The following is a 13,410-nucleotide window of genomic DNA, read 5'->3' as shown; positions in this document are numbered from 1 at the left end:
GGCATTTCGACAACTGGCGCTTGCTATCAGAACAATCTCGAAATACTGTATGAATACTCAGTATTACTGGATTGCGCCCATGCAACTTATCGCCAAACTCGGCATCCTCGCCGACGCCGCCAAGTACGACGCCTCCTGCGCCAGCAGCGGCGCGCCCAAGCGTAGTTCGCGCGGGCGTGATGGCCTTGGCGCTACCGACGGCATGGGCATCTGCCACAGCTATACCCCCGATGGGCGCTGTGTTTCGCTGCTCAAAGTGCTGCTGACCAACTTTTGCCTGTACGACTGCCAGTATTGCGTCAACCGCCGCTCCAGCAACGTCCCCAGGGCACGTTTCACCCCCGAAGAGGTGGTCCGCCTGACGCTGGACTTCTACCGGCGCAATTGCATCAGCGGCCTGTTCTTGAGCTCCGGCATCATCCGCTCGGCCGACTACACCATGGAACAGCTGATTCGCGTGGCCCGGCTGCTGCGCGAGGAACACAACTTCCGCGGCTACATCCACCTCAAGACCATCCCCGACGCCGACCCGCTGCTGATTGAAGAAGCCGGCCGCCTGGCCGACCGGCTCAGTGTCAATATCGAATTGCCCACCGATGCCAGCCTCAAACTGCTGGCGCCGGAAAAACAAGCCAGCACCATTCGCCAGGCCATGGGCGTGATCTATCAGGGCCAGCAGGCGGTGGCCAATGAGCCGCGCGCACCGCGCTTCACGCCTGCCGGGCAAAGCACCCAAGTAATTGTCGGCGCCGACGCCACCGATGACAGCACCCTGCTGCGCAACGCTGAATCGCTGTACCAAGGGTTTGGCCTCAAGCGCGTGTATTACTCAGCCTTCAGTCCGATCCCCGACAGCCCCGGCAGTGTGCCGTTGGCCGCCCCGCCGCTGCTACGCGAACACCGCCTGTACCAGGCCGACTTCCTGCTGCGCGGTTATGGCTACAAGGCCGGTGAGTTACTCGGTGAAGTGGGCAACCTGGCGCTGGACATCGACCCAAAGCTTGCCTGGGCGCTGGCCAACCGCGAAGTCTTCCCGCTGGATGTAAACCGCGCCGAGCCGGCGCTGCTGGCGCGCATCCCGGGCATCGGCCTGCGCAGCGTGCAGCGCCTGGTGGCATTGCGTCGCGAGCGGCGTATCCGTTACGACGATTTGATTCAACTGCGCTGCGTGCTGGACAAAGCCCGGCCCTTTATCGTCACCAGCGACTATCGCCCGGCGCAGGCAGAACTGCGCAGCGGCCTGTTGCGCGCAAGGCTGCGCGAGCCGCAGGCCCCGGTGCAGATGGGGTTGTGGGGGTGATAGCACTCGACTGCGAAGACTGCTTCGCCACCTGGCGCGACCAGGCCCGGCGCCTGCTCGGCCATGGCATCGACCCTGCCGAAGTCACCTGGGGCCAAGGGCCGATGGACGACCTGCTGGCCGTACCCGCGCCTTTGCCCGAAGGCGACGGGCCGTTTCGTGCCCGCATTCCGGCGGCATTGCTTGCGCAACTGGAACAGGCCAGCCGTTACCGTGGCGAGCAACGCTGGAACCTGTTGTATGAGGTGCTGTGGCGCGTCGCCCACGGCGACCGCACTGCCATGCTGGCGGGTGAGCGCCTGGGCAGCGAGCTGCATCGGCGTATCAAGCAGGTCAGCCGCGAAGCTCATCACTTGCATGCCTTCGTGCGTTTCGTGCCGCTGCCCGAGGCCTTGGCCGAAACGCTACAACTGGACCTGATCGCCTGGCATGAGCCGGCCCATGACATTCTCGACAGCGCCAGCGGCCATTTTGCCGAGCGCCTAGGCCGCCAGCGCTGGCTGATCGCAACGCCGCGTGATGGCATTCGCTACGACGGCAAGGCGCTGGATTACCAGCGCAACTGCCCGCCCCAGTGGCAAGACTGGGCGCGCAACGCCGAAGACCCAGGCGCCGAACTGTGGCTTACCTACTACCGCAATATCTTCAACCCGGCCCGGCTCAACCCCGACGCCCTGCGCCAGCACTTGCCTGGGCGCTTCTGGCGCAACTTGCCCGAAGGGCCGTTGATACCGCAACTGGTCGGCCAGGCCCGCCACGGCAAACAGCGCGACGGGCAAGCGCTGGAAGTCGGCATGCAGCGCGGCAAACAGGTGGCCAAGACAGCCGGGCAGATGGCTGCTGAGTTGTCAGCCCAGCGCTTGGCGAAAACGCCCGCTGCTGGCTAGCGCCAGCACCAGCCCCACCACTGCAACGCTGCCGCCCACCAGGCCAATATCAGCCACGCCCAACTGGCTGCTGACAATACTGCCCAGCAACGCCCCGCCCCCAATGCCGATGTTGTAGATGCCCGAGAACAAGGCCATGGCCACATCGGTGGCATCGCAAGCCAGCTTCAGCGTCTTCGATTGCAGCGCCAGGCTGAAGCTTAGAATCGCGATACCCCACACCATGCTCAGGCCGGCGAACAGGTAGAAGTTGCCCGACAGCGGCAGGAGCAAAAGCAGGCATGCCGCCAGCGCGCCAATCGAACCCACCAGAAAACCCTGTGGGAAACGCTCGCTGTAGCGGCTGAACAGCACCGAGCCCACTACCCCGGCACCGCCGAACAGCAATAGCAGCAGTGTGGTGCGATCGCCGCCAATCTGCGCCACGTGCAGCGCGAACGGCTCGATGTAGCTGTAGGCGGTAAATTGCGCGGTGATCACCAGCGTTACCAGCAAATAAGTAATCACCAGCGCCGGGCGTTTGAACAATACCGGCAGGCTGCGCAGCGAGCCTGAGTTCTGGCTGGGCAACAACGGTAGCGACTTCATCAGGCACAGCATGGTGGCCAGCGCCACCCCGGCAATGCACAGGAACGTCACCCGCCAGCCCAGCGCTTCGCCCACGACCCGGCCCAACGGGATACCCAGGACCATCGCCAGGGTTGTGCCGGTGGCCAGCAGCCCCAGGGCCTTGGCCTGCTGGCCGGGCGGTGCCACCCGCACCGCGAGCGAGGCCGTGATGGCCCAGAACACGGCATGGGACAACGCGATACCGATGCGGCTTACCAGCAGCATGGCGAAACTCTGCGACACCCACGACAACAAGTGGCTGACGATGAACACCACGAACACGAACAGCAGCAGGCGCCGCCGCTCGATGTTGCGCGTCATCAGCATCATCGGCAACGAGGCCAGCGCCACCACCCAGGCGTAGATGGTCAGCATCAGGCCGACCTGGGCGGTGCTCATGTCGAAGCTGCGGCCGATATCGCTAAGCAGCGCGACCGGTACAAACTCGGTGGTATTGAAGATGAACGCCGCCAACGCCAGGGCGATGACGCTAAGCCAGCTGCCGCCACCGGCGGTGGGCGGCATTTGGGTTGGAATCGGACCATTCATGGGTAAAGGCTTTTCTCCACAGACAGGGCAACAGAACGCGCACCCCAGGCGATGATTCAGCCTGGTCGACGCACGGTTTATTGTTGGAAGGATGCCCGCATGGTACGCATCAAGCCTGGGCCTCACAACCGCGCGCGCAGACGGAGTAACATGCACGTTTGCATGGCAACACCCCCTGGTAACAACGCGGAACAAGGAGCGCGATCCGCCCATGGACAAGCAACACCCGCAGCAGCAGTGGCGCGAAGCCGTACTGGCCTACGCCGAAGCCATCAACCACTATGTCGAGCAAGGCCGCAGCCAAGGCTGGGATAATCTCAAAGAGCCCAGCCACGCCAATACCGAGCACTTGCTCCCAGCCTGGCGCGAGGCGCTCGAGGCGATCAACCAGCCTGGCACCAGCGCGGCGCAGCGCCAACAGTTCCGCGAAGCCTGGCCACCGGCGCACCAACCGCTGGTGCCCCTGCTGGACGAACACGGCCAAGGCATCAGCCAGGTGCTGATGCTCGATGACGGCAGCCTGCTGGCGCGGGTCGGCATGCCCTACGAAAGAGGCCAGGTGCTGCGCATCGATGGCGATGTGGTCACCCCCCTGATCGGCGTCGAGCACTTCGGCCGCTGCCCACAGCGTCGGTTCTATGCGCTGGCCAACGATGAGGGCATTCGTGTCACCGACGGCTGGGGCGGCAAGCTGGTAACGCGACTGCCTTGGCCAAATGGGCTCGAAGGTTTGCCGGCCGGCTACCCGTTCGAGCCGCTGGACATGCCGCCACGCCCCAGCGCGCTGATTCCCTTCCCCGATGGGCAGCGGGTGTTGCTGGCCAGCAGCGATGGCATCTTCGTACTTGAAGCCCACGGCGCGACCCGGCTGCTGCCCAGGGGTGACGATATTCTCGAAGAGCTCAACAACGGCACCGACCCGGATGACGTCGGCCTTGGCCTGAGCATGGAGCATGTGGCGATGTCGCCGGACGGGCGCCTGATTGCACTGGGCGAACAGTGCGGGCGGCATCTGGTGCTGGGTGAACAGTTGCAGCGTCTGGCGGTGATTGGCCCGGCCAGCGAGTACCCGCACTTCGCGCTGTTCAACCAGGCCGGCGACCAGGTGCTGTTGAATGCCTGCCATTTCTACCATGGCGCCAGCGTCGGCGTGCGGGTGGCTGACCTGCCAGGGCTGGATACCGACTACTACAGTGAAGATGCCCGAGCACCGCTGTTGCAGGACGGGGCGCGGCTGTATGCGGGGGTGGCGCGCCAGGACGAATACATCGTTGGCGATGCCCACGGTTACCTGCGCGCCTTCGGCGAGGACGGCACCGAGCACTGGCAGCATTACCTGGGGTCGACCATCAGTGCCATGGACATCAGCGCTGATGGCCGCACCCTGGTGGCCGCCAGTTACGCCGGGTTCATCTCGGTCATCGCGCTGGATCGCGGCCGGCCTGCGTGGCAGATCGGCACCGGCAACCACACCGAGGTGCGGCGCTGGCTGTGCTGGAAAGGGTTCGAACAGCCACTGGCTTGGTAAGCCGTGAGGGTGGGGCAGCCTGTGATGGCCCTATCGCAGGCTGTCGCCAGCTCTCATAGGACAAACGCTAACTGACTGATTTACATCGAAACGTGGGAGCGGGCTTGCCCCGCGATAGCGATAGCACTGCCAGCATCGCATCGCGGGGCAAGCCCGCTCCCACGGTGCCCAGTTCTCTGCGCGACAGCGCAGCCCGGAAGGGCTGGGTGATCTCCCACAGGGATCTGGGCAAGACGCCAATATCGCAGCTGACGCGGTCTCTGTGGGAAATTCTGTGGTTATGTACAAGCCTGTTCTCGCCAGACACACCTCTTTGTGGCGCCAGCCTGCGATAGGGCCATCACAGGCGCACTCGGCCTCGCGATCAGGCCTGCAGGGTTGCCATGTCGATGACGAAGCGGTACTTCACATCACCGGCAATCATGCGTTCGTAGGCTTCGTTGATCTGGCGGATATCCAGCATCTCGATATCGCAGGTAATGCCGTGCTCGGCGCAGAATTCCAGCACTTCCTGGGTCTCGGCCACACCACCGATCAACGACCCGGCCAGCACCCGGCGCTGCATCACCAGGTTAGCGGCATGCACCGGCGGCTCGATCGGCTCGATCAGGCCCACCAGAATGTGCACGCCACCAAACGCCAGGGTTTGCAGGTATGGGTTCAGATCGTGTTGCACCGGGATGGTATCGAGCAGGAAATCAAAACGCCCGGCCGCAGCGCGCATCTGCGCTTCGTCGCTGGACACGATCACATGGTCCGCACCTTGGCGGCGCGCCTCTTCGGCCTTGCTTGCCGAACGGGTGAACAGCGTCACCTCGGCGCCCAGCGCCTTGGCGAACTTGATGCCCATGTGGCCCAGGCCACCCATGCCAAGCACACCGACCTTGTGGCCAGGGCCTACACCATGGGCCTTGAGCGGCGAATAGGTGGTAATGCCGGCGCATAGAATAGGCGCGGCGCTGGCCAGGTCCAGGCCCTGCGGGATGCGTAGCACGAAGTGCTCGCTGACCACGATGCTGTTGGAGTAGCCGCCCATGGTGTTGCTGCCATCGACCCGGTCGGGGGTGGCATAGGTCATGGTCGGGCCTTCAAGGCAGTACTGCTCCTCATCCTGGCGGCAGGCTGCGCACTGGCGGCACGAGTCGACCATGCAGCCGACGCCAACCAGGTCGCCAACCTTGTAGCGGCTGACTTCGGCGCCCACAGCGGTAACCCGGCCAACGATCTCGTGGCCCGGCATCAGCGGGTACACCGCGATGCCCCACTCGTTGCGGGCCTGGTGGATGTCAGAGTGACATACGCCACAGTAGAGAATTTCGATGGCCACATCGTCGGCGCGCGGGCTGCGGCGTTCGAAGGTCATGGGAGCCAGAGGGCTGGTTGGGGTTTGCGCGGCATAACCGATGGCTGTGTACATGCAGGGCCTCCTAAAGTGAAACGGTTCAGGCAAACCATTTTGCGCAATCAAGCCGCCCTCGCCCACCGCCGATTCTCCGGTATGCATGCCTGATTCTCCGAACCAGCTAAAAGCTGCTGGCGCTGACCGGCTATTCTGCGAAGATCGCACTGTCCGATTCTCTGCCCCAGGTAGACCATGCACCTGACTCGCCACGTGGATGCCAACGCCACACTCTGCACCCTGATCCGCAGCCTCGCCACCCGCCCCGGCTTCGTGCCCACGGCGCTGCCCGAAGTCCAGGTACTGACTTGGGACCATTACGTGGCCAGCAGCCCGCAGATCTACGAACCCAGCCTGATCATCCTCGCCCAGGGCAGCAAGTTGGCGCGCCTGGGGCCGCGCACCCTCGAGTACGGCGCCGGGCATTATCTGGTGCAGGCGTTGTCAGTGCCGTTCATGTGCGAAACCTTTGCCACCCGCGAGGCGCCGCTGCTGGGCGTCGCCGTGGCCATCGACCGCGCCATGCTGGGCGAACTGGTGCAAAGCATGAACCTGGCGCCAGACCCAGCGGTGCAGGTGCAAACGCCGCAGTCGATGAGCTCGGCAGCGCTGGATGGCGCCATGCGCGCCAGCGTCGAGCGCCTGTTGCACTGCTTGCAAGACCCGCTCGATGCCAAGGTGCTGGGCGCTGCGCGGGTCCGCGAGGTGCTCTATACCGCCCTGCGCGGCCCGCAGGCCGGGGTGTTGCGCGCGCTGGTAGAACAGCAGGGGCACTTTGCCCGCATCGGCGCCGCCATGGCCTACCTACGCGCTCACTACGCCGAACCGCTGGGTGTGGACGAACTGGCTGGGCGCGCCAACATGAGCGTGTCGACCTTCCACGAACATTTCAAACGCGCCACCGACCTGGCCCCCATGCAGTACCTCAAGCGCCTGCGCTTGCTCAAGGCGCAGCAGATGCTGATCGGTGAAGGGCTGGGCGTGGCGCAGGTGGCGCACCGCGTGGGTTACCAGAGCACCTCGCAGTTCAGCCGCGAGTACAAGCGCGAGTTTCAACGTAGCCCGGGGGAAGAGCAGCCGTATCAGAGTTTGCCGGTCTAACTCAGCTTCTCCAAAGTGCGAGTTGCGGCGCGGTTTCAACGCCACTCAGCCATCCAACGCCCACTCGGCCAACGGCAAATAACTCCCCTTGCGCGACTCATACAAGGCAAAGCGCCGCGCATTGAGAAAGAACACCGGCGCTTCTGCGGCCTCGGGCGGCTCGCCGCGATAGTCGCGCGACAAGGTCAGGTGCGGCCGGTACTCGCGACTGGCAACCGCAAACCCCAGCGGCAGCAGTGCCTGCTGTAGCGCATACACCAGTTGCAGCAAGGCCGGCGGGTTCTGCTGTGGCGCCAACACCAACGCGCCAGCGCGTGGCCATGCCTGCAGGCGGTCGAGCACCAGGCGCACGGGCGGCGGGCGGCGCTCCAGCAGCTCTACCGCCGCACAAATCGCCGGCACCTGCGCCGCGTCGATATCGCCCAGAAACAGCAAGGTCACATGGAAATTGTCAGCCGGCACGGGCTTGCCACTGCGCAAGGCCAGACCGCGGCGCCAATGGGCCAGGTCGCGGCGCTGGGCATCACTGATGGGCAGTGCAAAAAACAGCCGTTTGAAGGGGGCGCCGCTGGGACGTTGCTCCTGAGCCATCGGTTGCTCCTTTAGGGCGTGGGGGTTGAAACGATTGCGCTATCTGTAGGCCATTAGCCCTAAGTCGCCCGGATTTATCTTAACAAGACCCAACTCGAAGTTTATGCTGGCGGGCTAGAGCCATGGCGCATGGCCATTTTTTGACAAGTAAACGTCCATGAAAATTGCACTCGTACTGATCTTCGCCCTCTCCATCGCCTATGTTCACTTGCGCGGCCGGGTGCGGCACAAGCTGACCCGCCAGCTCGGTGACCATTCAAGCTTCCTCGCCCCGATCAACAGCTTCCTCTACCTGTTTTCCAAGCTGCCGGCCAAGCCTTACCTGCCGGTCGAGGCGTTCCCCGAGCTGCAGCCGCTCAAGGACAACTGGCAGGAAATCCGTGCAGAAGCCCAGCAACTGCTGCAGGCAGGCGAAATCAAGAAGTCCGAGAACTATGACGACGTTGGCTTCAACTCGTTCTTCAAGACTGGCTGGAAGCGCTTTTACCTGAAATGGTACGGCGAGAGCCACCCTTCGGCCACCACCCTGTGCCCACGCACCACAGAGCTGCTGCAGGGCATCGGCACGGTCAAGGCGGCGATGTTCGCCACCCTGCCGCCCGGCGCCAAACTGGTCCGCCATCGCGACCCTTACGCAGGCTCCTATCGGTACCACCTGGGCCTGGACACGCCGAATGACGACGGCTGTTACATCAATGTCGATGGCGAAAAATACGCCTGGCGCGATGGCGAAGCGGTGATGTTCGATGAAACCTACATCCACTACGCCGCCAACACCACCGAGCACAACCGCATCATCCTGTTCTGCGACATCGAACGCCCGCTCAAGTACCGCTGGGCCACGGCGTTCAACCGCTGGTTCAGCCGCAACGTCATGGCCGCTGCCGCCGCACCCAACGACGCCAATGACAAGACCGGCGGCATCAACCGCCTGTTCACGCGCATCTACAAGATCCGCGAGCGTGGCAAAGCGTTGAAGAAGCGCAACCGCACCCGTTACTACCTGGAGAAATGGGCAGTGGTCGCAGCCCTGGTGCTGGTGTTCATTTACATCTGAGCCTGCCCACAAGCTTGCGATGGGCCGCAGTGCGGCCCAGACTGCACGGCCCCGCCCGCACAGGTAGCCCCATGATCCACATACGCCCAATGACCGCGGACGACTTTCCGCGTTTCTGGCCCACCTTTGAGGCCATCGTCCAAGCCCGCCAGACCTACGCCTTCGACCCCACCCTGAACCAGGAGCAAGCCCGCCAGCTGTGGCTGGATGCGCCTCTGCATACCTGGGTGGCGGAAGATGACGGCGAATTGCTGGGTTCGTACTACCTGAAGGCCAACGCTGCCGGCCCCGGCAGCCATGTCGGCAACTGCGGCTACATGGTGTGCGAGAACGCGCGTGGGCGCGGTGTGGCCCGCATCATGTGCGAACACTCGCAGAAGCTGGCGCGCCAGGAAGGGTTTCTGGCGTTGCAGTTCAACTCGGTGGTGGCCAGCAATGAGGTGGCCGTGGCGCTGTGGCACAAGCTTGGCTTCGAAACGGTCGGGCGCCTGCCCAAAGCCTACCGGCATGCCCAGCTAGGGCTGGTGGACTGCCTGGTGATGTACAAGTGGCTGGCCGACGAGCCGGTGGTGGAAAAGCCTGCGCTGCTGATCGGGCGCAAGAACATTGAAGCGCGGGTGTCGCGCCGCCGCGGGCGCTAGGGCTGCGATAACACGCGGGCCTCTGCAGTGAACAGCAGGCCCGTGTGCAATGGCCTTAGAACGCCAGGCCGACTTTGACGCCGAACTCGTCGCGCTTGAGGGTGGTGTTGTCCAGCACCGGCGAATCACCGTCAGCCTTGTATTCGGTGCGGGTGTAATACACGCCCGCCTGCACCGGCATGCCGCCCTGGCGGTTCATCAGCAGGCTGACTTCAGCGTACGGGTTGGTGCGGTCCTTGGTATCGACGCTGTCGCTGCCGAAGTCATCCACTTTCAAACGTGCCCGACCGTCGATGCTGCGGCGCGCGCCCACTTCGACACGCAGGGTCGAGGTGTCGAACTGGTGGTTGTAGCCCAGCGCGGCCTTGGCAAACGGCGATTTGTAGGTCAGGCGTGTATCCAGGTCGTTGATCTCGGGCTCGAAGCGCGTCCAGCTATAGCCACCGCCCACCACCACATCGACAGCGTTGCGCGTATCCAGCGCAGCACGCCAGCCGAGGTCCACGTCAACCTGGGCTTCTTTGAGCTTGTTGTCGTTTTTCTTGCCGAACTTGGCTTCGCCGCCCAATTGGTAGATCAACCCCGATTCGGCAGTCATCTTGTTGCCGAAGTTGGCGAACACCCCGCCCTGGCCCATGTGGGATTTGTCGGACTCGCTACCGCCTTCGAACTTGAACGTGTCATACGAGCCGAGCAGGCCGAAGGTGAACAGCGGGTCGGTTGGGGCGGCGCTGGCGGCCAGTGGGGCGCCGAGCAGCGCGAGCAGGCAGGCGTGACGCAGCGGGTTGCGGGTAAGCATTGGCGACGGTCTCCATGACGGTAAAGGTTTGACGAACGAGCGCTTCGAGACCACACAACTTGAAAAAGTTCGGAAAAAATTCAGCAAAAGCCGATAAATCATTGCTGTGTCACATATTTGTGTCTGGCGTACTGGCGTCGGGCCTCTTTACACATTGCCCATCGCTGCGAACCCGTGGCATAGATAGCTGCCCACCCCGCCTGCACCTTGTCTTTCAGGAGCCCGCCCCATGAGTAATTCCCCCTACGTCCCGCCCAAGGTCTGGCGTAACGAAGCGACCGCCGGTGGCCAGTTCGCCAGCATCAACCGCCCCGTTGCCGGCCCCACCCATGAAAAACCGTTGCCGGTCGGCAAGCAGCCGCTGCAGCTGTACTCGTTGGCAACACCCAACGGGGTCAAAGTCACCATCTTGCTTGAAGAGCTGCTCGCCCTTGGCCATAGCGGCGCAGAATACGACGCCTGGCTGATCCGCATCGGTGATGGCGATCAGTTCGGCAGCGGCTTTGTCGGGGTCAACCCGAACTCGAAGATCCCTGCCCTGCTCGACAGCAGCGTGCAGCCAGCGGTCCGGGTGTTCGAGTCGGGCTCGATCCTGCTGTACCTGGCCGAAAAGTTCGGCGAGCTGCTGCCCACCGACCTTGCCGCACGCACCGAAACCCTCAACTGGCTGTTCTGGCAGATGGGCGCGGCGCCCTACCTGGGGGGTGGTTTTGGCCACTTCTATGTGTACGCGCCCGAGAAGATCGAATACGCCATCAACCGCTTCAGCATGGAAGCCAAGCGTCAGCTCCATGTCCTCGAACGGCGCCTTGTAGAAAGCCCGTACCTGGGCGGCGAGCACTACAGCATTGCCGATATCGCCGTGTGGTCATGGTACGGTCAGCTGGTGCTTGGCAACCTGTATGGCGCGGCTGAGTTCCTTGCGGTACACGAGTACCCCAACGTGCAGCGCTGGGCCAATACCATCGCGCAACGCCCGGCAGTGCAACGCGGTACGCGGGTCAACCGCACCTGGGGCGATGAGCAAAGCCAGGTGCCGGAACGCCACTCGGCGGCCGACCTGGGCTAACCCGGCAAGCGGCCAGCGGCGCGGCTAACGCAGCGCGCCGCAGCCCAGCAATGCCGCGCTGCAACGAAGCATTTCCCCCCTGCATGCCTGCGTTCGACAGGGCCTTCTTGCTACACTCGCCGCCATGATTTTCCACCTGCACAACTGTGGTGACAGCATGATCGAGGTAACCGAGGTTTCCATCGCCGAACTGCGCGAGGCGCTGCAGAGCGGGCGCACGACAGCCGTTGAACTGGTCAAGGCCTACCAGGCGCGCATCGACGCCTACGACGGCATAAACACACCGACCGCACTCAACGCGGTGGTGGTGCGCAACCCACAGGCGCTCGAAGAGGCCCAGGCCTCCGACGCCCGTCGCGCTCAGGGCAAGACCCTCGGGCCGCTGGACGGCATCCCCTACACCGCCAAGGACAGCTACCTGGTCAAGGGCCTGACTGCGGCATCCGGCAGCCCGGCATTCAAAAACCTGGTGGCCCAGCGCGACGCATTCACGGTCGAGCGCCTGCGCGCTGGCGGCGCCATTTGCCTGGGCAAGACCAACATGCCGCCGATGGCCAACGGCGGCATGCAACGCGGCGTCTATGGCCGCGCCGAAAGCCCGTACAACGCCGCCTACCTGACCGCACCGTTCGCCTCCGGCTCCTCTAATGGCGCCGGCACCGCGACCGCCGCAAGCTTCAGTGCCTTTGGCCTGGCTGAAGAAACCTGGTCCAGCGGCCGCGGCCCTGCCTCGAACAACGGCCTGTGCGCCTATACTCCGTCGCGTGGCGTAATCTCGGTGCGCGGCAACTGGCCACTGACGCCGACCATGGATGTGGTGGTGCCGTTCGCCCGCACCATGGCCGACCTGTTGGAAATCCTCGACGTGGTGGTGGCCGACGACGCCGACAACCGCGGCGATTTGTGGCGCTTGCAGCCATGGGTGCCGATCCCGTCGGCATCCAGTGTGCGCCCTGCTTCCTACCCGGAGCTTGCGGCGGGCACCGAGCCGCTCAAGGGCAAGCGCTTTGCGGTACCGCGCATGTACATCAACGCCGACCCAGAAGCTGGCACCGCCGAAAAACCCGGCATCGGCGGCCCGACCGGCCAGCGCATACACACCCGCGCCAGCGTTATCGAGCTGTGGCAGCAGGCGCGCCAGGCGCTGGAAGCAGCAGGCGCCGAGGTGGTTGAAACCGACTTCCCGCTGGTGTCCAACTGCGAGGGCGACCGCCCGGGCGCCCCTACCGTGTACAACCGTGGCATGGTCAGCAAAGCCTTCCTGCATGACGAACTGTGGGAATTGTCCGGCTGGGCCTTCGATGACTTTCTGCGCGCCAACAACGACCCGGCCCTGAACCGCCTGGCGGACGTCGACGGCCCGCAGATCTTCCCCCACGACCCAGGCACTTTGCCCAACCGTGAAGACGACCTGGCCGCCGGCATGGACGAGTACGTCAACATGGCCAAGCGCGGCCTGAAGCGCTGGGACCAGATTGAAACCCTGGCCGACGGCCTGCGGGGCCTTGAGGCTACGCGCCAGCTCGACCTCGAAGCCTGGATGGACGCCCACGGCTTGGATGCGGTGCTATTCCCAACCGTGGCCGACGTCGGCCCCGCCGACGCCGATGTGAACCCCGCCTCGGCCGATATCGCCTGGAGCAACGGGGTGTGGGTGGCCAACGGTAACCTGGCGATCCGCCACCTGGGCGTACCGACCGTCACCGTGCCAATGGGCGTCATGGCCGATATTGGCATGCCGGTTGGCCTGACCTTCGCTGGCCGCGCCTATAGCGACAACAATCTGTTGAAATTTGCCGCTGGCTTCGAGGCCACCGGCTCGCGGCGCATGATCCCACCGCGCACGCCCAAGCTGGCATAAACCGGCGTCGGCTGGCCCA

12 protein-coding genes are annotated in these 13,410 nt (G+C 64.1%); 8 read left to right on the top strand and 4 right to left on the bottom strand.

Annotated features, from left to right (window positions below; all coding sequences use genetic code 11):
- Window positions 1–79: 79 nt before the first annotated feature.
- Both HU719_RS06480 and HU719_RS06475 read left to right on the top strand, forming a co-directional pair.
- Window positions 80–1,300, top strand: coding sequence for a putative DNA modification/repair radical SAM protein (locus tag HU719_RS06480; protein ID WP_186517813.1), 1,221 nt, complete (start codon window positions 80–82; stop codon window positions 1,298–1,300).
- Window positions 1,291–2,187, top strand: a complete 897-nt coding sequence (locus tag HU719_RS06475) for a TIGR03915 family putative DNA repair protein (protein WP_186534985.1) — start codon at window positions 1,291–1,293, stop codon at window positions 2,185–2,187. The genes HU719_RS06480 and HU719_RS06475 overlap by 10 nt, the downstream gene beginning before the upstream one ends.
- On the opposite strand, the gene HU719_RS06470 is transcribed toward HU719_RS06475, so the two are convergent.
- Complete coding sequence (locus HU719_RS06470; protein ID WP_186534986.1) at window positions 2,149–3,345, bottom strand: sugar transporter; 1,197 nt, start codon at window positions 3,343–3,345, stop codon at window positions 2,149–2,151. The two genes, HU719_RS06475 and HU719_RS06470, sit on opposite strands and share 39 nt — an antisense overlap.
- 211 nt (window positions 3,346–3,556) lie before the next feature.
- Between HU719_RS06470 and HU719_RS06465 the strand changes: the two genes are divergently transcribed.
- A complete protein-coding gene (locus HU719_RS06465; RefSeq protein WP_186534987.1) occupies window positions 3,557–4,873 on the top strand; it encodes a YncE family protein in 1,317 nt (438 codons plus the stop codon).
- A 364-nt stretch (window positions 4,874–5,237) separates the two neighbouring features.
- Here the strand turns inward: HU719_RS06465 and HU719_RS06460 are convergent, their stop codons facing one another.
- Window positions 5,238–6,290 carry an NAD(P)-dependent alcohol dehydrogenase gene (locus HU719_RS06460; RefSeq protein ID WP_186517821.1) on the bottom strand — a complete coding sequence of 351 codons (1,053 nt, stop codon included), beginning with the start codon at window positions 6,288–6,290 and terminating at the stop codon, window positions 5,238–5,240.
- Between the two features lie 177 nt (window positions 6,291–6,467).
- Between HU719_RS06460 and HU719_RS06455 the strand changes: the two genes are divergently transcribed.
- A complete protein-coding gene (locus tag HU719_RS06455; protein ID WP_186536879.1) occupies window positions 6,468–7,373 on the top strand; it encodes an AraC family transcriptional regulator in 906 nt (301 codons plus the stop codon).
- Between the two features lie 45 nt (window positions 7,374–7,418).
- On the opposite strand, the gene thpR is transcribed toward HU719_RS06455, so the two are convergent.
- On the bottom strand, window positions 7,419–7,964 hold the full coding sequence (thpR, locus tag HU719_RS06450; protein WP_186536880.1) for an RNA 2',3'-cyclic phosphodiesterase: 546 nt from the start codon (window positions 7,962–7,964) through the stop codon (window positions 7,419–7,421).
- 157 nt (window positions 7,965–8,121) lie between these two features.
- Between thpR and lpxO the strand changes: the two genes are divergently transcribed.
- Together lpxO and HU719_RS06440 are read left to right on the top strand one after the other, a co-directional pair.
- The gene (gene lpxO / locus HU719_RS06445) at window positions 8,122–9,021 is read left to right on the top strand and encodes a lipid A hydroxylase LpxO (protein WP_186517835.1); all 900 of its coding nucleotides are present in this window, start codon (window positions 8,122–8,124) and stop codon (window positions 9,019–9,021) included.
- Window positions 9,022–9,092: 71 nt separating this feature from the next.
- Window positions 9,093–9,662 (top strand): GNAT family N-acetyltransferase, encoded by a 570-nt coding sequence (locus HU719_RS06440; protein ID WP_186517836.1) that lies wholly within the window; start codon window positions 9,093–9,095, stop codon window positions 9,660–9,662.
- Window positions 9,663–9,717: 55 nt separating this feature from the next.
- Here HU719_RS06440 and HU719_RS06435 read toward each other — a convergent pair whose 3' ends face one another.
- Window positions 9,718–10,461 (bottom strand): outer membrane beta-barrel protein, encoded by a 744-nt coding sequence (locus tag HU719_RS06435; protein WP_186536881.1) that lies wholly within the window; start codon window positions 10,459–10,461, stop codon window positions 9,718–9,720.
- 229 nt (window positions 10,462–10,690) lie between these two features.
- Here HU719_RS06435 and yghU point away from each other — a divergent pair, with 229 nt between their 5' ends.
- Together yghU and HU719_RS06425 are read left to right on the top strand one after the other, a co-directional pair.
- Complete coding sequence (gene yghU, locus HU719_RS06430) at window positions 10,691–11,530, top strand: glutathione-dependent disulfide-bond oxidoreductase (RefSeq protein ID WP_186536882.1); 840 nt, start codon at window positions 10,691–10,693, stop codon at window positions 11,528–11,530.
- Window positions 11,531–11,687: 157 nt separating this feature from the next.
- Entirely contained in the window at window positions 11,688–13,391 is a 1,704-nt protein-coding gene (locus tag HU719_RS06425; RefSeq protein ID WP_186536883.1) for an amidase, read from the top strand.
- The last annotated feature ends 19 nt before the right edge of the window (window positions 13,392–13,410 follow it).

Origin of the sequence: Pseudomonas farsensis (assembly GCF_014268805.2) — a bacterium.
Classification (GTDB): Bacteria; Pseudomonadota; Gammaproteobacteria; order Pseudomonadales; family Pseudomonadaceae; genus Aquipseudomonas; species Aquipseudomonas farsensis.
Note: the sequence above shows the minus strand (reverse complement) of the source record. Positions and strands in the feature narration are given on the sequence as shown.